The 24,481-nt window shown below is 46.7% G+C and carries 22 protein-coding genes; 17 read left to right on the top strand and 5 right to left on the bottom strand.

Features of this window, described 5'->3' with window-relative positions; genetic code table 11:
* Positions 1-16 precede the first annotated feature (16 nt).
* The gene (locus A6049_RS17250) at positions 17-478 is read right to left on the bottom strand and encodes a VOC family protein (protein ID WP_063565855.1); all 462 of its coding nucleotides are present in this window, start codon (positions 476-478) and stop codon (positions 17-19) included.
* Between the two features lie 161 nt (positions 479-639).
* Here A6049_RS17250 and A6049_RS17255 point away from each other — a divergent pair, with 161 nt between their 5' ends.
* Together A6049_RS17255 and A6049_RS17260 are read left to right on the top strand one after the other, a co-directional pair.
* Positions 640-1,074: an Lrp/AsnC family transcriptional regulator gene (locus A6049_RS17255; RefSeq protein WP_063565856.1), complete on the top strand. Its 435-nt coding sequence runs from the start codon at positions 640-642 to the stop codon at positions 1,072-1,074.
* 180 nt (positions 1,075-1,254) lie between these two features.
* Positions 1,255-2,403, top strand: a complete 1,149-nt coding sequence (locus tag A6049_RS17260) for a glycerate kinase family protein (RefSeq protein ID WP_063565857.1) — start codon at positions 1,255-1,257, stop codon at positions 2,401-2,403.
* A 91-nt stretch (positions 2,404-2,494) separates the two neighbouring features.
* Here the strand turns inward: A6049_RS17260 and A6049_RS17265 are convergent, their stop codons facing one another.
* Positions 2,495-2,887, bottom strand: coding sequence for a winged helix-turn-helix transcriptional regulator (locus A6049_RS17265; protein WP_083584696.1), 393 nt, complete (start codon positions 2,885-2,887; stop codon positions 2,495-2,497).
* A gap of 236 nt (positions 2,888-3,123) precedes the next feature.
* Between A6049_RS17265 and A6049_RS17270 the strand changes: the two genes are divergently transcribed.
* Both A6049_RS17270 and A6049_RS17275 read left to right on the top strand, forming a co-directional pair.
* Positions 3,124-3,867: an SDR family oxidoreductase gene (locus A6049_RS17270; protein ID WP_063565858.1), complete on the top strand. Its 744-nt coding sequence runs from the start codon at positions 3,124-3,126 to the stop codon at positions 3,865-3,867.
* Positions 3,868-4,138: 271 nt separating this feature from the next.
* Positions 4,139-7,726, top strand: coding sequence for an S-layer homology domain-containing protein (locus A6049_RS17275; protein ID WP_063565859.1), 3,588 nt, complete (start codon positions 4,139-4,141; stop codon positions 7,724-7,726).
* A gap of 134 nt (positions 7,727-7,860) precedes the next feature.
* Here the strand turns inward: A6049_RS17275 and A6049_RS17280 are convergent, their stop codons facing one another.
* Complete coding sequence (locus A6049_RS17280; protein WP_063565860.1) at positions 7,861-8,427, bottom strand: GbsR/MarR family transcriptional regulator; 567 nt, start codon at positions 8,425-8,427, stop codon at positions 7,861-7,863.
* Positions 8,428-8,627: 200 nt separating this feature from the next.
* Between A6049_RS17280 and A6049_RS17285 the strand changes: the two genes are divergently transcribed.
* The 7 genes from A6049_RS17285 to A6049_RS17315 all read left to right on the top strand — a co-directional run bounded on the left by A6049_RS17285 (position 8,628) and on the right by A6049_RS17315 (position 15,839).
* A complete protein-coding gene (locus tag A6049_RS17285; RefSeq protein WP_063565861.1) occupies positions 8,628-9,503 on the top strand; it encodes a carbohydrate ABC transporter permease in 876 nt (291 codons plus the stop codon).
* The gene (locus tag A6049_RS17290; protein WP_240321477.1) at positions 9,503-10,417 is read left to right on the top strand and encodes a carbohydrate ABC transporter permease; all 915 of its coding nucleotides are present in this window, start codon (positions 9,503-9,505) and stop codon (positions 10,415-10,417) included. The genes A6049_RS17285 and A6049_RS17290 overlap by 1 nt, the downstream gene beginning before the upstream one ends.
* A 34-nt stretch (positions 10,418-10,451) precedes the next feature.
* Entirely contained in the window at positions 10,452-11,831 is a 1,380-nt protein-coding gene (locus A6049_RS17295; protein WP_063565862.1) for an ABC transporter substrate-binding protein, read from the top strand.
* An 87-nt stretch (positions 11,832-11,918) separates the two neighbouring features.
* Positions 11,919-12,686, top strand: a complete 768-nt coding sequence (locus A6049_RS17300; RefSeq protein ID WP_063565863.1) for an HAD family hydrolase — start codon at positions 11,919-11,921, stop codon at positions 12,684-12,686.
* Positions 12,683-13,018: a DMT family transporter gene (locus A6049_RS17305; protein WP_063565864.1), complete on the top strand. Its 336-nt coding sequence runs from the start codon at positions 12,683-12,685 to the stop codon at positions 13,016-13,018. Before A6049_RS17300 ends, A6049_RS17305 begins: the two co-directional genes overlap by 4 nt.
* Positions 13,018-14,028 carry a metallophosphoesterase family protein gene (locus A6049_RS17310; protein WP_063565865.1) on the top strand — a complete coding sequence of 337 codons (1,011 nt, stop codon included), beginning with the start codon at positions 13,018-13,020 and terminating at the stop codon, positions 14,026-14,028. Before A6049_RS17305 ends, A6049_RS17310 begins: the two co-directional genes overlap by 1 nt.
* 350 nt (positions 14,029-14,378) lie before the next feature.
* Positions 14,379-15,839: a carboxylesterase/lipase family protein gene (locus A6049_RS17315; protein ID WP_063565866.1), complete on the top strand. Its 1,461-nt coding sequence runs from the start codon at positions 14,379-14,381 to the stop codon at positions 15,837-15,839.
* Positions 15,840-16,009: 170 nt separating this feature from the next.
* Here A6049_RS17315 and A6049_RS17320 read toward each other — a convergent pair whose 3' ends face one another.
* Complete coding sequence (locus tag A6049_RS17320) at positions 16,010-17,164, bottom strand: VanZ family protein (RefSeq protein WP_063565867.1); 1,155 nt, start codon at positions 17,162-17,164, stop codon at positions 16,010-16,012.
* 254 nt (positions 17,165-17,418) lie between these two features.
* On the opposite strand from A6049_RS17320, the gene A6049_RS17325 reads away from it, so the two are divergent.
* The 5 genes from A6049_RS17325 to A6049_RS17345 all read left to right on the top strand — a co-directional run bounded on the left by A6049_RS17325 (position 17,419) and on the right by A6049_RS17345 (position 22,604).
* A complete protein-coding gene (locus tag A6049_RS17325) occupies positions 17,419-17,760 on the top strand; it encodes a zinc ribbon domain-containing protein YjdM (RefSeq protein ID WP_063565920.1) in 342 nt (113 codons plus the stop codon).
* A 192-nt stretch (positions 17,761-17,952) separates the two neighbouring features.
* Entirely contained in the window at positions 17,953-18,510 is a 558-nt protein-coding gene (locus A6049_RS17330) for an RNA polymerase sigma factor (protein ID WP_063565868.1), read from the top strand.
* Positions 18,467-20,125, top strand: coding sequence for a DUF4179 domain-containing protein (locus tag A6049_RS17335; protein ID WP_063565869.1), 1,659 nt, complete (start codon positions 18,467-18,469; stop codon positions 20,123-20,125). The genes A6049_RS17330 and A6049_RS17335 overlap by 44 nt, the downstream gene beginning before the upstream one ends.
* A 430-nt stretch (positions 20,126-20,555) precedes the next feature.
* The gene (locus tag A6049_RS17340) at positions 20,556-21,374 is read left to right on the top strand and encodes a class I SAM-dependent methyltransferase (protein ID WP_063565870.1); all 819 of its coding nucleotides are present in this window, start codon (positions 20,556-20,558) and stop codon (positions 21,372-21,374) included.
* Positions 21,375-21,542: 168 nt separating this feature from the next.
* Entirely contained in the window at positions 21,543-22,604 is a 1,062-nt protein-coding gene (locus tag A6049_RS17345; protein ID WP_063565871.1) for an LLM class flavin-dependent oxidoreductase, read from the top strand.
* Between the two features lie 103 nt (positions 22,605-22,707).
* Here the strand turns inward: A6049_RS17345 and A6049_RS17350 are convergent, their stop codons facing one another.
* Positions 22,708-23,367: a TetR/AcrR family transcriptional regulator gene (locus tag A6049_RS17350; RefSeq protein ID WP_063565872.1), complete on the bottom strand. Its 660-nt coding sequence runs from the start codon at positions 23,365-23,367 to the stop codon at positions 22,708-22,710.
* Between the two features lie 192 nt (positions 23,368-23,559).
* Here A6049_RS17350 and A6049_RS17355 point away from each other — a divergent pair, with 192 nt between their 5' ends.
* On the top strand, positions 23,560-24,375 hold the full coding sequence (locus tag A6049_RS17355; protein WP_063565873.1) for an SDR family NAD(P)-dependent oxidoreductase: 816 nt from the start codon (positions 23,560-23,562) through the stop codon (positions 24,373-24,375).
* Positions 24,376-24,481 lie beyond the last annotated feature (106 nt).

Consider the following 24,481-nt stretch of genomic DNA (forward strand, 5'->3'; position numbering starts at 1 on the left):
TTCGGTTTGTGTAACGTTAGATCGATGGTGTAGAGGAACGATCAAAATCAACCTCTTTGAGGAATTCGATCACTTCACCATTTGGACTATGCACAACCGCATTTCGAACTTGAAGCGGGGGTTCACCAAGTGAGATCCAAGCGGGTTGAATATAAGGCTTGGCACCGTGAGCAAGCGCTCGCTCGTAGATCTCTTCCACATGGTCTACGTAAAAGGCGAAATGCAGTAATGCCCCATGTTTTACTGCTTCGGGAGACTCTGCTGGTTCACCTTCGGCCGCGATTACGGCTCCGGGGTCAAACAGTTCAATGCAGGTCCGTTGATCCGGTGAGATCAGCATGCACGCCTCGGTAATTTGGAAGGCGGGCAGACTCCAGGAGTGACCAACTTTAAATCCTAAAACATTCGTATAGAATGAGAGGGTATCCTCATAATTACGTGCTTGAATGGCTACGTGAGCAAGTCCGTTTACACTCATGCTCATCACTCCTTCGTCAGATTGTATTCTAAAGTATAAAAGGAACGGCGCATTGGAACCATGTGATATCAAAGGATATAATGGAGTGAGAGTTGCAATATATAAGCTCTTTTATCCCAAAAAACTTATTAAATTAGCCTGATTCTCGGGAGGGTCTACAAATGGGTTATGTTATAGATGAGATCGACCAGCAGATTATGCGTTTGCTGCAGCACCATGCTCGCATGCCAATTGTACAGATTAGCAAAGAGGTAAACATGTCCCAGCCTTCAGTCAAGGAGAGAATTCTCAAACTGGAGGAAAATGGGGTCATATCGGGATATTCAACCATCTATGATTTGTCCAAACTAAATCGTGGGACAACGACTTTTATTTTACTCAAAACAGAGCATTGTGAGGAATTCGTTCACTTCTGTGAACAGGCTGTTGAGGTCACGGATTTATATCGGATTAGCGGTGAGTACAACTATCTGATTAAGGTACAGACGGCAACCATTGAAGAGCTTGCTGAGTTCCAAGACTCGCTTGTGAAGCTTGGGCCATCCAAATCCCATATTAGTATGAAAAATATAATGGAACACCGTGTGCTGCTCTAAGTAGCAGCGAAGCACGTTAGTGTATGGGTGGCAGGATATTCGGTCCTGCCATTATTCATTGTGCACGTGCACAATGAATTTGCGTCTGTTCATCAATATTTATTTGGCTTACCAGTAACTATAATGAAAGCGCGTTCAAAAAAGGTTTATCCTTTAATAACACGGATGGGGTGGGAGAAGATGAGAGAGACGACATTTGTACTGGCACCGGATTCATTTAAAGAGAGCATGACAGCGAAAGAAGTATGTGTGGCCATGGAAAAAGGATTGCGTAAAATCTATCCAACCGCCAACTATATTCATGTACCGATGGCTGACGGAGGCGAAGGCACCGTACAGTCGCTGGTGGATGCTTCTGGCGGCGTAATTCACCAGAGAGAGGTGAGTGGGCCACTAGGGCAGCCTGTATCAGCGCAGTATGGCATTCTGGGCGATGGGTTAACAGCGGCGATTGAGATGGCATCGGCGAGCGGCATTCATCTGGTGACCAAGGCAACCCGGAACCCGCTTCACACGTCAACCTATGGCATGGGAGAGCTGATTCGGGCGTGTCTGGATCAGGGTATTCGCAAAATCATTATCGGAATTGGTGGAAGTGCGACCAACGATGGGGGTACAGGCATGGCCGAGGCGCTTGGCGTAACTTTTCTGGATGCACACGGGCATCCACTTGCACGTGGAGGTGGGGCACTTGATCAGTTGGCACATATCGATGTGTCCGGCCTGGATGAACGATTGCAGGATGTGGAGTTCATTGTCGCCTGCGACGTAACGAATCCGTTATGTGGAGAGCATGGCGCTTCACGGGTGTTTGGACCGCAGAAGGGAGCTACACCGGAGATGGTACAGGTGCTGGATGCGAATCTTTCCCATTATGCAGATGTGGTGAAGCAGCAGCTGCACAAGGATATACGTGATGTGCCGGGTGCTGGTGCGGCAGGTGGTTTGGGCGCAGGGCTTTTGATTTTTACACAGTCTGTGTTGCGCAAAGGTATTGAAATCATCATTGAATACACTGGATTGCGTGACAAGCTGCTACATGCGGATGTGGTGTTTACGGGCGAAGGCGGCATTGATTTTCAAACGAAATTTGGCAAGACGCCTTACGGTGTAGCGCGTGCTGCCAAGGAAGCAGGCAAGCCGGTTATCGCCATTGCAGGTTACGTTGGTGAAGGGATAGATACGTTGTACACTGAAGGTATTGACGCGGTGTTCGGTATTGTGCCGGGGGCGGCTGATCTGGAACAACTTCTGCGCGAAGGCCCGGAGAATGTGGAGCGTACAACCGAGAATATTGCGAGAGTGCTAAAATTGGGTCTGATTTCTTAACATTCTGTGGTTCGGTTATGAGGCGTAGCCTGTTCATAACAGATGGCAATACTGGCGTCTCGTCTGCTAACAGAGATGAAGGCATGAGTTTTTATTCAGATTTCGCTTCGTTATGGGATTCCTCGACTAATTTCTCCGCAGTAATCATATGTTTGGTTCCGTTCAAATACTCCAGATGAGCCTTGCCCCAGCCGCACATGCCATCCAACAGCGTACCAATCGTCTGCCCGTGTTTGGACAGACTGTACTCGACCTTCGGTGGAACATCGCCATAGAGAGTGCGCACAATAATCTGATCCTGTTCCAGCTCCCGCAGCTGTTTCGTTAACGTGCCCTGTGCTACATCGGGAATCATGCGTCTTAGTTCACCAAATCGTTTCGTGCCTTCCTTCAATAAAATAAACAGGATGAGCGGTTTCCATTTTCCATTAATGGCTTCCAACGTAACGAGAACACCTTGTAACCGTGGCTCCTGTAAATCCATAGTATTCACCTCGATTTAAACAACTATATGTAACTCCATTATACCTGATTTCATCGCATTCTGCTTGTTTTGTCTATGTTAATTGGGCAGAAATAACTGTGTGTCTGGTTCCAATAGTACGAATTTTCGTACCTGGTACGATCCAATTGCGTACTGTTCAGCGCTAATCTTTTCAATAATAATGAACAAAACGCTGGTACAACGAAAGTTCTGGCGCTACGAGGGGAAGATGCAGAATGAGTTCATTTACATTGGAGAATAAACGTGTCGTGATTATAGGAGGAAGCTCTGGAATTGGACTTGCAACAGCCGTGCAGGCTGCTGAGGCTGGTGCACATGTAGTTATCGCGGGACGATCGGAGACCAGACTAGAGGAAGCAAGGGAGCAGATTGCTCGTGTCGCAGGCAAAGGCAAGACTGGCACGGTGTCCATCGAAGTGTACGTATTGGACAATCAGGATGAAAAGCAAATCGAACAATTTTTCAATCAGGTTGGTGCATTCGATCACCTGTTCACCCCTGGAGCTGCATACACCCGTGGTCCGTTAACTTCAGATCGAGAGACGGCCGAAAGCTGTTTCAAGGGCAAGTTCTGGCCTCAATATTTTGCTGCCAAATACGCAGCTTCGTATCTATCAGCTTCGGGTTCGATCACGTTAATGTCGGGCGGCTTCAGCCAACGCCCACTGGAGGGCGGGGCCTCTTACGCTGCGTGTAACGGAGCGATTGAAAGTCTGGGCAAAGCACTTGCAGTGGAGCTCGCGCCTGTTCGCGTGAATGTCGTGTCCCCCGGAACCATCTGGCGAGAGGGGCAGGAGGGTACACCTCGCGGTGAACATTTTAAAGACTATGAGAAGCTGTCTGTGCTCAAGCGTGTGGGGTACAATGAGGAGATTGCACATACGGTTACGTACCTTATGACGAATACATTTACGACAGGGAGCACATTGTTTGTCGATGGCGGATACACGATGATTTGATGCGTCTACCTGTTTGATGTGGCAAGGAGCGGTGGATGAGTACAGGTACGACGTGACAAGAATCATAAATTTTATGGAATATAGGACTCTATAATTAAATGAAGAAGTAAAAATGATGAATAATGACGAAAAATATTTGAAATCCGGCCTGTTTTTCACCTACAGGCCGGATTTTTTTCCGTTTATTGGAGCGAATGTTCAGAATCCGTTCAGAGTTGCGTAATACAATAGGCCTATATTTCGACAAGCGAGATTAGGGAGGAAAGCGTATATGCAATACAGAAAAATATTTAGCACGCTGCTCATTTTGGTGTTGGTAGCTCCTTGGTTAGCAGTACCGGCAGGAAAGGTACATGCAGGGGCATCGTATCCGGTACCCGGAAATAACGGTCTATTAACGATAAAGTATGTGGACGAGAAATCAATAGAACTACAGTGGGAGTATGCACAATCCTCATCTTCTACACCACCTGATGTAAATTACCAGGTTTACATATCTAATGCTCCTGATCTTGCAGACATGCAACAAATCAGTGGAGCATCAGGACAGGCTTATGGTGATCCGATTAATGGTTCAGCTTCTACTACAAATGGTACATTTTCGAAAATAATTACAGATCTAATAGAAGGCGATACGTACTATTTCAATGTAGTAGTTAAAGACCGATATTTGGAAGCTGCGTATCAAATGCAATCTATCCAATTCACTGCACAACTGAGTGAGCTAGATCAGTACAACGAACTCAAAAAGAAGGCAGACCGGGGTAACAGCGATGACTTTATCCAAGAAGCTATCTTGCTGCTTAGTAATGAGCAATTCATTGGAGAGCCTGACTTTAAATCTTTGCCTGTAAGAGATCAGGAGGCTATTGCACAATACTTATTAGAAATTGATCCACCAACAAGCGCTGGATACGAGAACAAAGGGCAAGTTGAGTTTTTGGTGCAATTAGCTCTGAAAGCCCTTGAAGTGACTCGCCAAATCGGGGGACAAAGATCCATAACTGCACTTGATGACATGTATGCGAAACAGGCAGAACGAGGGCAGCATTTTGATTACCCTGGTCCAGAAGATAAATTCTATCAACTCATTAATGCATATCGCACTTCCTCCGAGATTGATAAACGAATGACTGCTTATCTGTACGAGCTTAGACTCAAAAAAACACCGTCCATTTCTCGTGTGTTGAAATATACAGACACAGCAGTAGAAAAAACGCCATTCATTAATCGTGCAAACACGACTGAGGAAATGTTGAAATCGTTGCAGAAATTCCGTGACATTGAGAAAGAGAGTAACTCATACAACACTGCGAATCCGGAAAACCCGATGGCGAGCTTTCCTTCGAATGTAAGTAAATGGGAAAACCTTGCAACGGAAGAGCAGGAGCATTTGGCTGATCATATGCTTGCTCAAAGACCGATGGGTGGATATACCAGCTTTGAATCCATTCAGACTACATTTAACGAATTTTTCCCTGGTAATGAAATTGATGCGTTGGCTGCTGTAAATGCTGCAAAGAGTAGCAACGATATCGATGGTATGATTCTGGCCGTGGAAAATCCTGATCTGGAAATTAATTTACCGAATGGATACTATGAATCCTTGCAAGTTAAGAAATTCATTGCTGGTTTCCTGATTGATTATGTGAAGAACGATTATAGAAATAAAGATCAGGTTCAATATATGATTGAACTCGCTGCTCTGGCACAATCCATCTGGGGGCAGAAGGAATTCGACGTTCTTAAAAACAAACTGGATTTATTTGCACAAAAGTTGGTGGATGGACCAGATTATTTTAATGACCAACAAACATATGTGCTGCGCAGCTTGGGGCAACAACATTTGGACCGTAGCCAAGTAGATAAAGGAGTTTTTGCTTATAAATACCTGCATCAGGTGGCTTTTGAAAGGTTGGAAGGAGAATTTAAAGGGAATATTGTTAATCCGGACATTGTGCTGAATCTCTTTTCTATGCCTTTGGAATCCTTTGAGAATGCTACTTCTATTCCGCTAATGGATCAATGGCTTGATCATGCCATGAACGAATGGATTGCAGGGGAAGCATTCTTCGATAACTATAAATTTAGACGTACAGGTGCCCTTGATTTGTCCAAAAGAGCTGAACTTAGCCCGGAAGGCCGAAAAGAACTGGCCGAATGGGTGCTTAACGAACAAGACAGATACGAGGATGTTGGGAATCTACAATATGTGATCAACCGATTCTTTACGGCCCCAAATGTAACGGGAAACGATATCAACAACACCATAACTGGCTTGGATGACACCATGGAGATCTCCCTTAACGGCAAACTGAACTGGATTGATGTTGCTTCTATTCAGAAATTTGATTTTAGCGGTGACAAAACGGTATGGGTTCGTTACAAAGCCATCAGTGACTTATTGCCAGGACGTGCGGTGAAGATTGTCTTCACGGCGAATGGCGATAGCAATAACGGAAATGGTTCAACACCAACCACGGGTGGAAGCACAGGTGGTGGATCGTCAGTGACTACACCTGTAACGACTACACCGACGACCAAGCAGGAACAAATCGTCGTGGACGTGAACGGAGCGAATGGCACCAACCTCACCAAAACGCCAATTACACGTACAACCGAGGCAGACGGTACGATTAAGGACCTCGTGAAGATGTCTGAGGCGATTGCCAAGGAATCGGTGGAAAAAGCGAAGCAATTAAACATGAACACTGCACGCATTGTCATCCCTGACGCCAAAGATGCTGTGTCTGAGACACGCATTGAACTGCCAAAAGCAGCGGTGAAACAGCTGAATGATGGTGGGCTTAACCTTGAGATTTCCACAGAGAACGCTATTATCTCGGTTCCAACGAAGTCGATTGCCGGATTCGACCAGGATCTGTACTTCCGCGTCGTTCCGTTGAAAAAGGAATCCGAGCGTAAAGAAGTGGAAGAACGTGCGAAGAAAGAGCAGTTGATTCAACAGATTACTCCAAATTCAAACGTGAAAGTACTGGCTCGTCCGGTTGAGATTGAAACGAATATGCAAAGTCATGAAGTAACACTGACATTACCGCTGTGTGACAGTCTGCCAACTGATCCGGCTGCCCGTCAGCAAGCTTTGGACAACCTGGCTGTGTACATTGAACACAGTGACGGCACGAAAGAGTTGATTCAAGGTAAGCTCGTGAAGCTCAGTGATTCCAGTGAAGGCATCGAGTTTACAGTTAACAAATTCAGCACGTTTACCCTCGTTGTGGTGGATGGACTGAAAGCTTCCCAAGGCTCGCACAACCCGTATATCAACGGTTTTGGTGATGATTTCCGTCCGGATGCATTCGTAACCCGTGCGCAAATGGCAGCGATGCTGGCTCGTAATCTGTCTGATGAAGCGGGAACTGCATCCTCGAACGCTGTAAACTACGACGATGTATCTGCTACCCTTTGGGCAGCAAGTGATATTCAAAAAGCGCAATCCGCAGGCATCATGAACGGTATGAACGCCACTCAATTTGCACCCGAAGGTTCGATTACCCGTGCACAAATGGCGACCATTGCATACCGCTGGATACAGCAACAAAGCGTAGACGCATCAAGCAGCACAACACAAGCAACAGATGGTGCTGGATTTACAGATGTGTCCGCCGACCTTTGGGCTTTCGATGCAATTGCCTACGTACAATCGGCTGGCCTGATGACTGGATATAACGATGGTAAATTTAAACCGAACAGCAAACTGACTCGTGCTGAAGCCGTGAAAGTATTAAATGTACTGTTCAAACGGACGCCGGCAACAGGCGTAACTACGCCAACTTTTACAGACGTACCTGCAACACACTGGGCTTATGCAGACATTGAGGCTGCGGCACAGAAGTAAGATAACCATATCTATAAAAGGGGAGCTCCGACCATGAAGACATGGTGGGGCTCCCCTTTTGATTATTTAAAGCCAGCTCAGCAAGCACATCGTTGATCGGCGAGTTGGCTTTTTTATAAGGTGTATACACTTTATTAATCACTTTCATGTGGAGCGTCTTTGTAAAAAACACCTTCCCGCAGTTGGTCTACAAATCCCTGCAACCACTCATAATACTGCTCCGCATGCTGAAGTTTATGCAAATCGCGCAAAGCGTCTTCCCGTTCCTCCGGCGGAGTTGTTCTGGCGAGAATAATCTCCGATAACTGCGGAATGACCTCCCGAAGGCTTTCCTGCATCACGTCGATTTCCCGTTGAAGCTTGGCTCCGAAGAAGTTCTGAAACGTGCGGAAAAAGTTGGTTTCGGCCAGATACTGATCCTGGCGTTCCCGCTTTTCCTCCAATTTATAGATCATCTGAGATTCGGTAAGCGAACGTACAGCATAACTCATATTACTTTTGCTCATGTTCATGGACGTTTTCATCTCTTCCAGCGTCATGGGGCGATCCTCAAAATACATAATGCCATACAGTTCACCAAATGAATGATTGACTCCATACAGATCCATGGTATTGGCAATGGCGTCAATGACTTTCTCCCTCAGCTCGGGCCGATAGGACAACGACGAATGGTTCTGGTCCTCGGCAGCTTCTTTTCCCACAATCTCACCTCTAGTATATGGATGGGACTCCCTGTTTCCTTTTCATATTTTACATGACCTCGCGTTATTTTAACATAACCCGGAATTACATTTTTCAAATGTATTATACAATCATTTTTGTACAGAAGAGATTAAAGGGAGTTTTAAGGCATGATTTTTAGAGAAATTAAATAAAATTTGGACGATTAGGAGTGTGCAAATTGCGTGTGAAATTATGGAGGGAGACAGAAGCGGTTCTCTTCACCCTTCCTGCCCTTATCCCATTACTCATTTTCTGGCTGGGGCCTTTGGGATACATTGTTTATCTGAGTTTTACGGATTGGGACTTCATGAGTCCTGACAAATTATTCGTCGGTTTGGATAACTACAGCTATCTGCTAACCAATTCTGAATTTTACCGTTCATTAAAAGTTACGCTGTTGTTCGGTCTTGGAAGTGTAGTGCCTACGATTGTGGGTGGATTGGCGCTGGCCATGCTCATGAACAGCAAGATTAAGTCCTCCGGCTTGTTCCGGACGCTGCTGTTCTCCCCTTGGGTGACTCCGACAGTCGCAGTCTCCATTGCGTGGTCATGGATTTTCGAACCTGAAGTGGGGCTGGCCAACCTGTTGCTTGGCTGGGTCGGCATATCCCCGATCGGCTGGCTGAAAGATCAGAACTGGGCACTGGTAGCTGTGCTCATCGTCACGCTGTGGAAATCGATTGGCTGGTCTATGGTATTTTATCTGGTCGCATTGCGTAACCTGCCATCCGATCTGCTTGAAGCGGCATCGATTGATGGGGCAGGCAGCTGGGACAAGTTCCGAAGCATTACACTGCCGTTGATTTCACCCACCACGTTCTTCCTGTCCATCATTCTGACGATCCAGTCGCTTCAGGCTTACGACCAGATCAACGTGATGACGCAAGGGGGACCAGCGGGATCAACAAGAACACTGCTTTACATGTATTATCAATCTGCATTTGAGTCCTTCAATGTGGGCGAGGCTTCTTCCATCGCCGTTGTTATTATTCTGATCTGCGTTCTGCTGTCAGGAGTATCTTTCCTGCTCGGCCGACGCCTGGTGCACTATTGATGAACATGACCACTCTAAGCAACCAAACAAGAAAAGATAGTCTTCGTGAGGAAGTGCAGAAACGGAAGGTCCCTCGTGCAGGAAAAGGATTTGCTACCGCACTTCGCTATCTGCTGCTTGTGCTGGTGAGTCTGACGATGGCATTTCCGTTCTACTGGATGGTCATTAGCGGTTTAAAGACCAATGACGAGATCTGGCAGTTCCCGCCAACCTTCTGGCCCGAAACGTTCCGCTGGAACAATTATGTGGATGCGTGGCAGTCTGCTCCATTTGCCCGTTACATTCTGAACAGTACAGGGGTAGCGGCAGCGATCTGTCTGATCCAGGTCATTAACTCCAGCATGATGGCCTATGCACTCACCCATATGCGTTTTCGTATAAAAGGGGTTCTCACCGGACTGATTCTGGTAGGCTACATGATTCCGAGTACCGCCGTTTATTTGCCCAGTTATTTGGTGCTCAGCGAACTTAAATTACTGGATTCCTATACCGGACTGATTGTGTCCAACTGTGTCAGTGTGTTCTCTATCTTCCTGATTCGTCAGGCGTTCATGCAGGTATCCCACGAATTGGTGGAAGCCGGCCAGTTGGATGGAGCGTCGCACTTCCGCATTCTTTGGACCATTATGACGCCGCTGGTTCGTTCGTCGTTTGCCGTGATGGTGTTGATTACTTTCATTGACCAGTACAACAACTATTTCTGGCCGATGCTCATTACCAAAGACCCGAATCTGCAATTGGTATCCGCAGGTCTGCGCAGCTTTTTCGTGGAAGGTGGAGCCTACGGTCTGGCATGGCCGCAGATCATGGCTGCCAGTGCTTTTACCATCGCACCGCTGCTTATCCTTTTCCTGTTTACCCAGAAAACGATCATGCAGAGTGTGAATATTACTGCCGGCGTGAACAAGAACTGATTTTCACAACATACTTTATATAGGAGGAATCAAAATGAAATTGGGTCAAGCGAGTATGAAATGGCGTAACAAATTAAAGCTCAGGTGGAGAGGGGGCATGTCGCTGGTACTGGCTGCGAGTTTTGCCCTGATCACCGCGTGTGGTTCCTCTGCCGATAGCGGTACGGGCACGGGTTCAGATGCAGTAGCTGCGAATGGAGCTGATTCTGCATCAAGTAGTCCGGTCGAGATTGAGTTCTGGTATGGTCTGGGTGGTAACCTGGGAGATAACATGAAGAAGACGATTGACGCCTTCAATGCATCCCAGAACGAAGTTGTTGTGAAAGGGATTGTACAAGCCGATTACACGGAGACCGAACAGAAACTGCAGGCTGCCATTGCCTCGAAAAAAGTACCCGCCGCTGTACTAAGCTCCAATATCGACTGGGCGCGCAAAGGCTACTATGCACCTCTGGATGAGCTGATCGCCGCCGATCAGAGCTTTAACAAGGAAGATTACGTGCAAACCTTCCTGGAGCAGGGAAAAGTAGACGGCAAGCAATATTTCTTACCGATGTACGGAACAACTCAGATCATGTATTACCGTATGGATGCGCTGAAAGGTAATAATATCGATCCTGCCACTCTGACCACGTGGGAGGCACTTGCTGAAGCGGCAGCGAAGATGAGCAAGCAGGAGAATGGCAAGACAACCTTCTACGGCTGGGAGCCGATGTGGGGTAGCGATAACATGATCGACGCCGTGCTGGGTAAAGGCGGGAAAATTCTGAGTGATGACGGCAAGACCGTAACGATTGATTCACCGGAATGGGTAGAGACGTGGGAGCTGTTCCGCAAGTGGATTAATGAGGACAAGACCATGGGTATTCATTTTGGCGGCCAAGGCTGGGAGTACTGGTACAAAACCATTGATGATGTGATGAAAAATAAAGCAGCTGGATACACCGGTTCCAGCGGTGACCAGGGAGATCTGGATTTCAGCATCGTTGCAGCTATGGAACAACCGGGCTGGGAAGGTGTAGGCCAAGGCAAACCTGTAGCGAGTGCGATCATGGCAGGTATCCCGGCCGAAGCAAGTCCAGAACAGCAACAAGCAGCTTATAAATGGCTGACGTATTTCTCGGAAACAGCGAATACAGCCGCTTGGTCCATGAACACAGGTTACATTGCAGTTCGTCAATCTGCTCAAGAAGATCCTGCTTTCAAAACGTTCAGTGAAGAGAACCCGCAAATCAAGGTTCCACTGCAGCAGGCTTCCCATGCTTCGGCTCCGTTCCAGGACCCGACTGGAGGCAAAATCAATGATGCACTGAAGGATGCGGCAGATCAGGTACAGATTAATAACATTCCAGCGGCACAAGCGCTGAAGGAAGCCAAAGAAAAGGCTCAAAAAGAATTGGATCGCGTGAAATAACAAGGGAAACAAGTTTAACTTAGAGGAGCGGTGCAGTCATGTGCCGCTTTTCTGACTTCGTAATTCAGCAGATAAGGAGCGTAACCAATGCCCGAATTAACGCTTGGGAGCCTTTCTACCCCAATTGAGGCTATTTTATTTGACAAGGATGGGACATTGCTTGATTTTACAGCCATGTGGGGCTTCTGGACCGATTGCGTGATGGAGAACTTCCGGGAAGAGCTTGCTGCCCGTGGCCTTCAGTTCAATGCAGTAGAGATTCCTCATATATGGGGAACATTCCATGATGAGCAGGGACGAATGAACGGTTATGATGTGCGAGGACCCCTTGCCATGGGAACGATGGAGGAAGTCTACGCCGTATTAACTTGGCATGGCTATCGTGCAGGATTAAGCTGGGCGGAAGCGAAAATTATTGTGAGGGAATGTTTGCTGCAGGCAGAATACGCAATGAATAAGGAGCGCCCTGCTCAGCCCCTCCCAGGCGTTCTTGCCTTTCTTGAGCACTGTCGCAGCAAAGGACTGAAAATGGGTGTCGTCACAGCGGATGAGACAGAAAATGCCCTAAGTCATTTGAAGTGGATGGGGATTGAATCTTTTTTCACCGTAGTTGTAGGAACGGATCAGGTTGGACGGGGAAAACCGTTTCCTGACATGTTGCTGCTGGCGTGTGAGCGTCTGGGTGTACCTACTGCAAGAGTTGTCGTGATCGGCGATACGGATGGTGATATGGAGATGGCTCGTGCTGCCGGAGCTGCCTGGAAGATTGCTGTCGGCGAACCTGCTCATATCAAGCTCGCGGATCTTACGGTTCGTTCGTTTGATGAATTGCTGGAAGTCGAGGTAAACCGATGACGAACCATTCGTATACGGGATGGATACTACTTGCCCTAGCTATTGGATTGGAGCTGAGCGGTACGATTCTGATGAGGGTCTCGGATGGTTTTACCCGCGTATGGCCTTCCATTCTTATGTTTGCTTGTTATGGAGCGAGCTTTACCCTGTTGAATTTTGCTGTGAAGTATATGCCGCTGGGTGTTGCTTATGCCATCTGGTCGGGTGTAGGCATTACATTGATTGGGATCGTGGGACATTACTTTCTGGGTGAACGTCTGAAGGCGATGTCGATCGTCTGGATGGGCTTTATTCTGATTGGCATTATTGGACTGAAATGGAGTGATTCCTGATGGATAATGAAAATAAATACGAACAACCGATAATCAGCTTCCAGGTCATCACAGATACTCATGTGAGAGAGCAGGCTGATCATATCCATAACCGTCATCTGGAGAAAGCGCTGGAAGACATCGCAACGTATAGCCATGGCAGCAGCGGAATTATGCATGTGGGCGATGTGACCGATCGTGGACTACCGCAAGAATACCAAGAGTTGCAGCGTATATTGGAGGCTCACGGCGAATCACTGCCTCAAATCCGTTACACTGTAGGCAATCATGATATTGGAGCCATTCTATGGGGAGATCCGCCGCTGAACTTGACCACAATGACCCAGCACGAGGTGGGTCAGGTGTTGGGGCATTCAGGGGATATGGGCCAGGTCGAGGCTCATGGTATTGAAAAACCCCAGAATTCCATCTCAATTGAAGAGTTATGGCAGAAGCGGCTGAGTGATTTTACAGCAATCACAGGTATGAACGGATCGTATCATGACCACTGGATCGACGGTTATCATTATATCTTTCTAGGTACGGAGCAGCCTCATCCGAAAGATTGTGATATGTCTGCCGATCAACTGCAATGGCTGGAAACAAAACTGTCGGAGCAAGCATTGCCTGAGCAGCCGATTTTTGTCTTTCTCCATCAACCACTGATGGATACAGTCGCGGGTTCCATGAAGGAACAGGGTTGGTATGGTGTGAGTCAGGACGCAGCATTAAAGGCAATTCTAAGTCGTTATCCGCAGGTCATTCTCTTCTCTGGGCACACCCATTGGCAATTAGAGGCTCATCGCACCATGTACGAAGGTGGCGGACAGCTGCCAACGATGTTTAATGCTTCCTCTGTAGCTTATCTCTGGACGGATGAGGATGAGCATCTGGAGGGAAGTGAGAGTCTGCATGTGGATGTATACCGTGATCGGGTTGTCGTTAAGGGACGTAATCATATAACCGGGAGCTGGATTGAAGGCGCAGAATATACGGTTCCTTATCCGCTAAAAGTAAACGGCGGTAATTGATCCATACATCGGGTGATTTGATGGAATATGCAGGACAGCAATAGAAGACTTCGCTCGTTAAATGAAGCGGAGTCTTTATTATTGCTGTAAAAGTTCCACGTGAAACGTAGCAGTGGTACTTGAATCTGGACAAACTTGTAAATGGGTATCGCGGAGATCTATACTCAAATAAGTGGAAACGCGCCTGCCAGTACGTACGAAAGGGCGTTGAAGCAATACAAAATTATTCTTCGTGTACGTTATTTAATAAACCTTGAGACAGAATTTCATCAGCTCAAAGTTACACCCAGATCTGAACAATACCAGTCGTAAACTGGAACTATCGATCAGTAGAGAGGATGTATGTGCGCATGAGGGAACTTCAAGTAAACACAAGATATGGCACGGTTCAAGGAGAGCTTCTGCATGGAGCGAGTGTATGGAAAGGCATTCCTTATGCTACACCACCCGTGGGTGAATTACGCTTTCAGGCTCCAATCCCACCCGAGTCGTGGGACGGAGTTCGGGAGGCGAAACAATTCGGTCCTGAAAATATACAGCCAAGAAATCCTCAAGCCGAGGGCCTATCTGGACAGCCTCCGGTGGAATCGGAAGATAGCCTTTACCTGAATATCTGGGCACCCGAAAAAGAAAGCCATGATCCACTTCCCGTAATGGTATGGATTCATGGCGGATCTTTCGTTTCAGGCGCTGGCAGCCAGCCCATGTACGATGGAACACAACTTGTCCTCCGGGGAGACGTTATCGTCGTGACGATCAACTATCGCCTGGGGCCGCTAGGGTTCTTGCATTTGGCTCCGCTTGGAGATGGTTTTGCATCTAATGTGGGTTTACTGGATCAGATTGCTGCGCTGCAATGGGTACAGGACAACATCGAAGCTTTTGGCGGTGATTCGCATAACGTCACTGTATTCGGAGAATCTGCGGGCAGCATGAGTATTGCGGCTTTGATGGCGATGCCAGCAGCCAAAGGGTTATTCCACCGCGCCATTATGCAAAGTGGAGCCTCACAAGTTATGCCAGCAGAGCAGGCTTCAGCCATTCGTGATGGCATGCTGAAGGTTCTGGGTGTAACACCGGATGACCTGCATAAACTCAAATCCATTCCAGTGGAGCAAATCATCGCTGCTGGCGAGACGGTCAAACAACAAAGCGGTGCAGGGATGGCCCTGTTGTTCCAGCCCGTACTGGATGGAGTTACACTTCCGAAGTCGCCTCTTCAGGCGGTAGAAGAGGGAGCCGCACAGGATATCCCTGTACTGATTGGAACTACTTTGCATGAAGGCTCGTTGTTCATTCAGCCTCAGGTGCCTTACTCCGAAGAGATCAACATGGTGAAGGCTGTTGATTTTATGACACCTGATCTGGAGAATCGGGCTGCCATTGCGGACAATTATCCCAAAACTGCAGATGGCCAGGCCCAGGTGATGACGGATCTGTTCTTCTGGCGCTCGGCTGTGCAATATGCGGCTGCTCAGCAGAAACATGCACCTGTATGGATGTATCGCTTTGATTGGGTGATGCCGGAGCATCCACTGCTGCATAAATCAATCCATAGTATCGATATCTTCTTTGCTTTTAATACGTTACCTGTATTGAAGTTTATGAATGCCGAACCGGATGCTGCCGCGGTAAAACTTGCAGGTGAAGTGCAGGATGCATGGATTTCGTTTACCAAGCAGGGCAAGCCTGAGACATCGGAAGTTAATTGGCCTGCCTACGAAGATAATCGCGCTACGCTGATATTCAATCATGAAGTAGAGGTGGTCCATGACCCGGAAGCTTCCAAACGTGAGCTGCTGGGGCTATAGTTTATCCCATCTGTACTTCATCTCAATATATTTAAAAGGTGTGTCTCGTCATTGGCTGACGAGGCACACCTTTTTTTACGATGGATCAAACTTGCCGGCTTTAATGGCAAACGCTACGGTACTATCTGTCATCTGAAACTATGTGCTGTGAGTGTTGTGAGTCAGGAATTTTATTTTCTTGAAGCTCGTGTCTTGGACACATCATCACAGTAAAACGCACGCTTGCCTCGGGAGAACAGCACCAGCATGACATGCACGAACAACACCAAGAGAATAAGCATATGCAGACCAAAAATTCCGACAGAGATCCACACCTTATAAGGTTCGAGCATTACATTTTCGTTCAGAAAGGCATAATCAGTTATGAATTGAGCTACGGTGACCAAGATCCAAGGGGCGTAAAGTGCCAGCAACCTTTTAAACAGGGATGCGCTGGAAGGCTCCCCAGTCTCCCGGTGAACATATCTGAACCGCATGAGGGCAGACCCTGGAGTCTTGCCATCTCGCAAGGATGGAATAAAGAAAAATACAAACAGCATGGCGATCGCCGTATTTAGCGTACTGACGATCACATTTGTATTACTCCAATTAAATATGGACATCAGATTGGACAGGAATACAACAACTACACCGTCAATGATAAGTGCCAGTAATTGAGGCACAGGATAGACCTTGTTTTGTTCCAGAATCTGCTCGCTCTTCGCCTGAATACTTGCTCGAGACGGGAATAAGGCAAGCAAGATGGGAGCTGCGAAAAATCCCAGTATCGTTCCTGAAGTATTCAGTAACAGGTCATCCACGTCAAACAGCCGGTACGGGCAATCATAAAAACCGTAGAAGCCGGTGATCTGGGTAATCTCAAAGAACAGGGATAAGCCGAATCCGCTTAACAAAGCCTGTTTCCAGTACGATCTCTTTTGCCAAAAATAACGGATATACACGCCAAGTGGCATGAGAAGCATTACGTTGAACAGAACCTGCAGAAAAGCTCTGCCCTGAATCATTCCCATATAGCTGGCGGGTTGAGACCAGACGATTGGTGTTTCTTTCATAATATCTTTTATAAAGGTGAACGGAACAAGGTTGTAATATACGGTATCCGCTGCTTGCTGTGCACATGTATTACGAGTGGTCGGGAAAGGAAGAATAACCAGACAGTACGCAGCCAGTAGGTAGAAAATAAATGAGAAGCTGACCCCAAACCGCGACCAGCTAAAAAATCCATCTTTCCGATATCCGTAGATCAACCAAGGAACCAGCAGAAACATGGCGATCAGGACAAAAATAAAGAAAGCCGTTTGGACAGGAAAAACATAGGGTGACATGAGCAGAAACTCCTTTTATAGGATATATATCAGCATTTCGTGTAAGACACGACTTTTAAGAATAGTATTTCGTTGTGATGCTCCACCATTTTTCTTTTATTGCTTCAGTATAAGGAACCTTCCTTAAATCAGGGGGCGGGGCAATCTTAAATTTAGTTTAAAATCAATTAACCAGCGTGGCCTATGTGGAACAATAGATTGCATTCCCGTATACTTGCGAGGAAGCCACAAAATGAATGGAGAGTTTAATACATATGTCTAATTTGCCTAATTGCCCCAAATGTAATTCCGAATACACGTACGAGGACGGTAATTTGTTGGTGTGTCCAGAATGTGCGCACGAATGGGCGCTAGCGTCTGAACAAGAGAATGCGGAAGAAACTAAAGTAATACGTGATTCGAATGGTAATGTCCTGAATGATGGCGATACTGTTACGGTCATTAAGGATTTGAAGGTGAAAGGCAGCTCGTTGGTAGTTAAGCAGGGTACCAAAGTCAAAAACATTCGTCTGATTGACGGTGACCATGACATCGACTGCAAAATCGACAGCCTGGGCGCGATGAAGCTGAAGTCCGAGTTTGTGAAAAAAATCTAGCATCTCCTTTTGGCACGCTGGATTGCCATGTTATTGGCCTTGTCTTAAACCATAAAGAACGTTCATTTCTGCAATGCTGTGGAAGTGAAGGTTCTTTTTTGTTGTGTGGAGAAAGGGTAAGAATGAACCTTTGAAGGATCGGCTTTGTCTATAGATTTGAGAAGGCTGATGCAGAGAAAGGAGGGAAAGCTTTTGAACGAAAAGGAATTGTTTGAGATATACAACAAGGATGTGTACCGAACTTGTTATTACATGCTCCATCATGCTCAGGATGCCGAAGATGTATGCCACGATGTTTTTATTACGGTATTTCGTCAGGATTGGCAGAAGGTTGAATACATGAAGACATGGCTGATGAGAATTACGGTGAATCATTGTCTTAACTTTCTGAAGAGGGAACGCACAGCCAAGCAGCGGGAGAAAAGGCAGTTTATTCTCACCCCTCAACGAACTGCTGATCCGGTTGATACGTTGATCGAACATGTGGAGGAGTCCGAGGTCTGGGCACAATGGGTTCATGAGCTACCTGAAAAGATACGTTCAGCGATTCTGCTGCGTTATATGAACGAATTAAGTTTATCCGAAACTGCAGAGATTCTGGAAGTGCCACTGGGAACGGTGAAGTCCAGAGTATATAAGGGAATTCGATTGCTTAGGAAAAAATGGGATCAAGCCAGAAAGCAACATCAGAAAGGGGAAATGTATAGTGAAGCATACGGAAAATCTGTTGTCTCGTCATCTGAAAAATAATGCAGATATTCGCTATCCCGATTTCGATGCCATGTGGAATCAGATTCAACAGGATCAGGAGCGTTGCCCAGAGCTTCATGTATCAGAGAATAAAGAACATCTGCCGCAACAGATCAAATGGAAAAAGACTGCACTGATAGGAACCGCTGCAGTTATTCTCATGGCGACGCCAGTATATGCAGCAGTCCATTATAATTGGGGTGAAATTTTAAATGACCGTAGTGGTATCCAGAATGCCATGCAAAAGGATCTTGGACAGAAACTGAATCAGTCCGTAACGGTCAACGGTGTGACTTTAACACTGGATACAGCCTTTTCCGATGATAATCGCACGGTTATTTTGTATACATTGGACCCTGGTAAGTACGGAGGTGATACATTACAATTCCCTTCTATTGGCCTGCGGGATGAGAGTGGTAAGCTAATCGAAGGAAGATACTACCATGTTCCTGATCAGACCAATGGAAAGTTTAAAGGGTACTTTGAGACGGAGTGGACACCATCAGGAAAAGAAGCGAATGTCGACTTCACTGTAGGTGGAATCCAAATATTAGTTCCGGAAGAAAAGGAAATTACCCTAAATCCTTTTCAGCAACAATCACAGGTGTTCAATATCAATAAGGATGGTTTGGGTGAACTTGTAGTGAGCGCATTCAATGAAAAGGAAGATAAGATGATGTTGTCTACATCATTAACCTTTGATCAACCGGAGGTTCGTGACTATGCCTTTCCGTATTTAAAGATATACGATCAGAAAGGACAGATTTTGGAAGGGAATGCAGCGGGCATATATGGAAAGCCGGGAGAACATGGTGAATATATATCGGAACAGTTCTATAACTTGGAGAAGTTGAAGCAACAAGCAGCAAGTTATGTACTGGCTTACAGTAAAGAAGAAGGCAAAATGGAGCAATCACTGGATATTGGTATACGTCTGGATAAAACAGAGATGCTTAGTGGTACGAGTAAAAGAGTGCTAAATATACCTCTGGATCAGCAGTCGGATGGAGCAGTCATCAAGGAAGCCATAATTACACCCACCCAAATCAGGCTGATCGTTACTCATAGCGAATATTTCATGCAATTACCATATTTGCAATACACACTTGATGTAAATGGCAGCCAGTTAATTGGAGGGGTATGGCCGTCGGACGATCCGGCACATGAAGCGGAACTGCGCTTCGAAGTGACCTCTGGTCTAGAAATCAACCAAGATACACCAATGACCTTGTACGCTCGCCATAAAGTCAACTATTTTCAGGGTGAATTTGAGCCGATTACGTTATCCGAGATTGGGGAGAAACCACAGTACCTTGATTCAAATCTGGGCGGTTCTATAATCCATTGGACATATTACCGTAAAGACGGTGATTTGTACGTGGAGAGATATAGTGATGATCTACATTTTGGTGGAATTAATCAGACCTATACGATCCAGAAGGGCAAACGAAGTTATGGTACTCCTTCCAAAACTCAATTTGCCGGTGACGGAAAAAACCTGGGTATTGATCGATATAATAATTACACGTCGGATACAGCAATCGTATATCCCTGGATGTACAGCACAGAAGAACCGGAACGTGAAGTAGCTGTGCAACTGGAAAATAAGAATTGACAGGAAATATTTAGAAGTAATATACTGGATAAAATTTAACAGTCAAACGCAATGATCAGGAGTATTAAGGCACAAGGTTTGGTCCAGAGAACTGTCGCTTCGGTGCAAGGCAGTCCAACCTTTCCCCAACTCACCTGTGAGCAGCAGAATCGAACCGTAGTTACATGAATATCGTCATTGCTCAGCGCACAAAGGGCTGGATGTTAAAAATGATGCTATACGCTGACTTCATGTAGATCCTGACGGTTAACCTCCGTCATCAGGTCCTGAGATGTTATGGCAGGATAGGTTGGAGCATGATGTTTCCAATCCTGTTCATGGATCAAGAAGAGTGGTACCGCGAAGGTCAGACCTGTCGCCTCTTAGTTGAGGTGGCAGGTTTTTGTTTTTTTATATGGCCTTAATGTTGAGAAAAGGCAGGTGCAGAATCATGGAAAGATCACGTGTGATTGAGTATTATTCCAGATTTGACGAGTGGGGAAGGTTGGATCGGGAACCGCTGGAGTTCATCATTAACATGCATTATATCCGAGAGTCACTTCCGGCAACCGGACTTGTGCTGGACAATGGCGCCGGACCAGGCAAATATGCGATGGAGCTTGCCAAACTCGGATACCATGTCACGCTGTCAGACCTGACCCCTGCATCTGTGGATATGGCTCGGCAGAAGGCAAAGGAATTGGATTTGACACAGCAGTTTGACAGTTTCCATGTATTGGATGCGACCCATCTGAACGGCATTGCAGATGAGACGTATGATGCCTCTCTGATGCTTGGGCCATTGTATCATTTGCAGACGGAAGAAGAGCGAGTGGCTGCGGTAAGGGAGCTGCATCGGGTCACCAAGCGTGGGGGAACTGTGTTTGTAGCGATGCAGAGCCGTATGCGAATGGGCATTACCTCTTTGCAATCCCCGCAGCAATGGAAACCACATGACCACATGGAAGCTATCCGTTCTTTTGTGGAAAAGGGAACATTCGATCATCTGGATCAAGGACGGTTTACGGGGGCGTACTATTTCAACATTCAGGATATTAACCCATTTATGGAGCAGTACGGATTCGAAACGGTAGACCTGATTGGATCGTCCAGTCTTAGAGCTATGCTCACAGAAGAGCAGCAGCAATATTGGAAAGAACGCGGGGAATACGATGAGTTGATCCATTATATGATTGAGGTGGCCAAAGACCCGTCGATATTGGGAATATCGTCTCATCTGCTGTACATTGGGAAAAAGAAATCATCATGAAATCATTGGATTTTGAGAAGAATATGTCACGAAAGTGCCCTCTGGAAAACAGGGGGCACTTGTATTTTTCCTCAAAATAGTTCAATATTAAGATAAATAACAAAAGGTGATCTACTTACAATAGGTTAGATGAACGACGGATCGCTTCATACCAGGGAGGAATAGACAATGGAAATCGGAATCAGTACATTTGTAGAGACGAACCCAGATATAAAAACAGGAGAACTTATAAGTCATGCGCAGCGTATTCGCGACGTCGTTGAAGAGATCGTTTTGGCAGATCAGGTGGGGCTGGATGTATACGGCGTGGGAGAACATCACCGTGCCGACTATGCCGCTTCATCACCCGCTATCATTTTGGCCGCCGCAGCTTCACAGACCAAACGCATTCGCCTAACCAGCGCTGTAACGGTGCTATCTTCGGCTGATCCGGTACGGGTATTTCAGGATTTTGCAACGCTGGACGGTATTTCGAATGGGCGTGCGGAGATTATGGCAGGGCGGGGATCATTCATCGAATCATTCCCATTGTTCGGGTATGATCTGAATGATTATGATGAATTATTTGATGAAAAATTGGAGCTCCTCTTAAAACTGCGTGATTCGGAAAAAGTAACCTGGGAAGGCAAACACCGCCCTTCCTTTAATAATCTAGGCATCTACCCGCGTCCGGTACAAGAGAAGCTGCCTGTATGGATCGGGAGTGGCGGTAACCAGGAATCGGTTGTCCGCGCGGGTCTGCTTGGATTACCGCTTGTTCTCGCCATTATTGGTGGTCGTCCTGTTCAATTCGCACCACTGGTGGAGTTGTACAAAAAAGCAGCTGCACATGCAGGTCACGACGCTTCCAAACTGACCGTTGCTTCTCACTCTCATGGCTTCATTGCGGATACAACAGATGAAGCTGTGGAGAAATTCTTCCCTCCAGCTCAGGCAGTAATGAATATGTTGGGCCGTGAACGCGGCTGGGGACACTATAGCCGTGCAACCTTTGACGCGGCACGTAGTCTGGAAGGCGCGCTGTATGTCGGTGATGTGGATACCGTTGCTCAAAAGATTATCTATCTACGTAAAGAAGTTGGTATTACACGCTTCATGTTACACACTCCCCTCGGCACGATGCCGCATGAGGAGGTAATGAGAGCTATTGAACTGCTCGGCAAAGAAGTGGCTCCCAAAGTCCGTGCTGAAATCTCGCGTTGGGAAGCTGAAAACGAAACCGCACGTTAATTAGCGATAGTAATCCCTTATATATAATGATAAAAAGGGGCAGGTCCTTCATCCGAGCGATGAAGTGCCTGCTCCTTCTTTCGTTTCCTTATCCATTCATGGCTTAGCCCTTGGAGGATACTCCAACAAGAGAAAGAATAACCATGGACAACGTATGATCATATAGCCGTTTCGCGGCCTCTTCACTCTCAATATGGCCTCCCAGGTACAGGTGGATGACGCCATGCAGAGGGGCCCAGATCATACGAACTGCAAGCAAGAGATCGTTCTCCTTAAGCATTCCCTGCTCAATTGAGACCGCAACCAGGGACGTAATTTGTTTGAGTGCAGTTGCTGTTCCTTGCAGACTCTCTGCATCTGGTTTGAATTCTGCAAAAGAACCGCCAAACATCAGCTGATAGAAGCTGGATTGTGTAATTCCGAAATCCCAGTAGGCATAAGCGAGATCGCGAAAATAATTCTCGAATGATGCTTGCTGCGGCACGGATTCAAACGATTGGGATAGGAGGGAGCACCCCTCCATATATAGATATTTAGCTAACCCTTCTTTCTTGCCGAAGAGGTTATATATGATTTTGGTGGAGCACTCCATTCGTTCTGCCACGCGCCGAACTGTAACGGCTTCGGGGCCGTGCTCTTGCAGCAAGGATGCGGCGGCATGCACAATATTTTGGCGCAGGTTTTCGGAGTGCTGGAGTCTGGCTTCCTGAAAGGTAGTGACCGTGTGAGCGGATTCTTTGGAACCCGAATTGTGATCTTTCATCTATCTCATCCTCATACATCCATATTGTTGTTTAACGGTAACCGTGTTTCTTATCGTCATTCTACTGTTTTACGCTGGAAATCGTCAAATGATCAAAAGAAGTTGACAGTACGAAGACAAGAGAGTACGATAATTTCATTAGGAAACAGTGTTTCCGATAAAAAACGAGTGTTCTGAAAAGGTGGATGAGATATGAAGCAGGTTCAAAATCAATGGGTACTCATTACGGGGGCTTCTTCAGGAATTGGGCAGACTTTTGCATTGGAGATGGCGTCAAAAGGAAAACATGTGGTCTTGGTGGCCCGATCGGAGTCCAAATTGCGTCAATTGGCAGAACGGATTGAGCGAACCTATCAAGTGAAGACGGAAGTGATCGTAGCGGATCTATCCCAGGCGGATGCACCACAACACGTTTATGAGGAATGTATGAATCGGGGCATACAGGTTAATGTATTAATCAACAATGCGGGATTTGCCACGCATGGAATGTTTGAGCAGGTGGATGGTGCACGGCAGCAGGAAGAGATTATGCTGAATGTACTCGCAGTCATGAACATGACCCATCTTTTCCTGCCAGGTATGCTGCAAAAACGGAACGGTACCGTCATCAATGTTTCTTCAACAGCTGCTTTTCAACCTGATCCATACATGGCTGTATATGGGGCTACGAAATCTTTCGTTCTTTCTTTTACAGAGGCGTTGTATGAAGAGAACCGGAAACGAGGCGTTAAGTTTTTGGCTCTATGCCCTGGCTCAACCGATACCTCATTCTTTGACGTAGTAGGAGCCGAAGAGGCCTCGGTAGGCAAACGGGATACGCCTGAGCATGTTGTGGAAGTGGCGATGAGGGCGTTGGATTCAGGCAAGCCGTATGCTGTGCCAGGTGCCTCCAATTATTGGACGGCCCAGTTCGCCCGCCTTATGCCGCGCAGACAAATGCTGAGGATTGTAGGGGGTATGCTTCGGCCCCGTTCGAAGAGTGGCAAGCCGCAAAAGGCACAGGCTTAACCATACCAAACCTACCAAACTCAAAGACGCTGCCAGCTGAAATACCCCACTGGCAGCGTCTCTATTTGAACAATCTTCAATACTGTGTAGGTCACGCTGCTGCATC

This window comes from Paenibacillus sp. O199, from assembly GCF_001636635.1.
In the GTDB taxonomy this organism is placed as follows: Bacteria; Bacillota; Bacilli; order Paenibacillales; family Paenibacillaceae; genus Paenibacillus; species Paenibacillus marchantiae.

What these genes read in the sequence shown, in the direction of transcription:
- A6049_RS17250 (WP_063565855.1), bottom strand. Translation starts at nt 478, where the DNA reads ATGAGTGTAAACGGACTTGCTCACGTAGCCATTCAAGCACGTAATTAT.
- A6049_RS17255 (WP_063565856.1), top strand. Translation starts at nt 640, where the DNA reads ATGGGTTATGTTATAGATGAGATCGACCAGCAGATTATGCGTTTGCTG.
- A6049_RS17260 (WP_063565857.1), top strand. Translation starts at nt 1,255, where the DNA reads ATGAGAGAGACGACATTTGTACTGGCACCGGATTCATTTAAAGAGAGC.
- A6049_RS17265 (WP_083584696.1), bottom strand. Translation starts at nt 2,887, where the DNA reads ATGGATTTACAGGAGCCACGGTTACAAGGTGTTCTCGTTACGTTGGAA.
- A6049_RS17270 (WP_063565858.1), top strand. Translation starts at nt 3,124, where the DNA reads ATGAGTTCATTTACATTGGAGAATAAACGTGTCGTGATTATAGGAGGA.
- A6049_RS17275 (WP_063565859.1), top strand. Translation starts at nt 4,139, where the DNA reads ATGCAATACAGAAAAATATTTAGCACGCTGCTCATTTTGGTGTTGGTA.
- A6049_RS17290 (WP_240321477.1), top strand. Translation starts at nt 9,503, where the DNA reads ATGAACATGACCACTCTAAGCAACCAAACAAGAAAAGATAGTCTTCGT.
- A6049_RS17295 (WP_063565862.1), top strand. Translation starts at nt 10,452, where the DNA reads ATGAAATTGGGTCAAGCGAGTATGAAATGGCGTAACAAATTAAAGCTC.
- A6049_RS17300 (WP_063565863.1), top strand. Translation starts at nt 11,919, where the DNA reads ATGCCCGAATTAACGCTTGGGAGCCTTTCTACCCCAATTGAGGCTATT.
- A6049_RS17305 (WP_063565864.1), top strand. Translation starts at nt 12,683, where the DNA reads ATGACGAACCATTCGTATACGGGATGGATACTACTTGCCCTAGCTATT.
- A6049_RS17310 (WP_063565865.1), top strand. Translation starts at nt 13,018, where the DNA reads ATGGATAATGAAAATAAATACGAACAACCGATAATCAGCTTCCAGGTC.
- A6049_RS17315 (WP_063565866.1), top strand. Translation starts at nt 14,379, where the DNA reads ATGAGGGAACTTCAAGTAAACACAAGATATGGCACGGTTCAAGGAGAG.
- A6049_RS17320 (WP_063565867.1), bottom strand. Translation starts at nt 17,164, where the DNA reads ATGTCACCCTATGTTTTTCCTGTCCAAACGGCTTTCTTTATTTTTGTC.
- A6049_RS17325 (WP_063565920.1), top strand. Translation starts at nt 17,419, where the DNA reads ATGTCTAATTTGCCTAATTGCCCCAAATGTAATTCCGAATACACGTAC.
- A6049_RS17340 (WP_063565870.1), top strand. Translation starts at nt 20,556, where the DNA reads ATGGAAAGATCACGTGTGATTGAGTATTATTCCAGATTTGACGAGTGG.
- A6049_RS17345 (WP_063565871.1), top strand. Translation starts at nt 21,543, where the DNA reads ATGGAAATCGGAATCAGTACATTTGTAGAGACGAACCCAGATATAAAA.
- A6049_RS17350 (WP_063565872.1), bottom strand. Translation starts at nt 23,367, where the DNA reads ATGAAAGATCACAATTCGGGTTCCAAAGAATCCGCTCACACGGTCACT.
- A6049_RS17355 (WP_063565873.1), top strand. Translation starts at nt 23,560, where the DNA reads ATGAAGCAGGTTCAAAATCAATGGGTACTCATTACGGGGGCTTCTTCA.